We start from the raw sequence: 726 nt of genomic DNA on the forward strand, positions 1-726 counted from the left end.
GCCTGCGCGCTCGGCGGGGTGATGACCGGCGGGGTGGCCCAGCGCGTCGCCGACTGGCTCGACGGCCCCGGGACCCCCGGGATGGGCGGCAGGACCGTCGTCGAGGGCCCGCCCGTGCTCCTGAGCTGGCAGGCCTCCGTGATCCCCGTCCTGCTGCTCCTGCTCCTGGTCCCCGTCGCCTGGCTCGCCGCCCGCACCGCCCGGCGCGCCCGGCGCATGGAGCCGGGCATCGAGGCCGAGTACGCGCAGGCACACCCCGACCCGTGGCGCACCCGGCAGATCGCCCGCATCAGGGCCACGGCCGCGCTCACCGACTCGGCGCCCCGGATCGTGGCGCTGGTCTCCGGCGCCACCCTGTTCCTGGGGGCCGCGGCGGTCGTCGGTTCCTGGGTCAGCGGACAGGTGCCCGGACTGGCCCTGCACGGAGCGGGCCCGCTCGTCGAATCGGTCGCCGAGGCCGCACAGGCGACGGGGTCCTGGCTGATAGGGGTCGGGTTCATACTGTTCGTCACCTGGGGGCGCCGCGCCTACCGTGACGTCTCCGCCCGCCGCACCATCGGCATCCTCTGGGACGTCGGCACGTTCTGGCCGCGCGCCGCCCACCCCTTCGCGCCGCCGTGCTACGCGGAGCGGGCCGTCCCCGACCTGTCGTCCCGGATGTGCGCCTGGACGGGCAGCACCCGGGGCAGGCTCGTCATCTCCGGCCACTCCCAGGGCAGCGTCCTG

Annotated in this window: 1 pseudogene; it reads left to right on the forward strand. The window is 76.2% G+C overall.

Annotation, left to right across the window (positions count from 1 at the left end):
- Positions 1 to 726, forward strand: a pseudogene (locus IH13_RS0126385) (hypothetical protein); the annotation flags it as partial.

The organism is Streptomyces sp. NRRL WC-3549, from assembly GCF_000721935.1.
GTDB lineage: Bacteria > Actinomycetota > Actinomycetes > Streptomycetales > Streptomycetaceae > Streptomyces.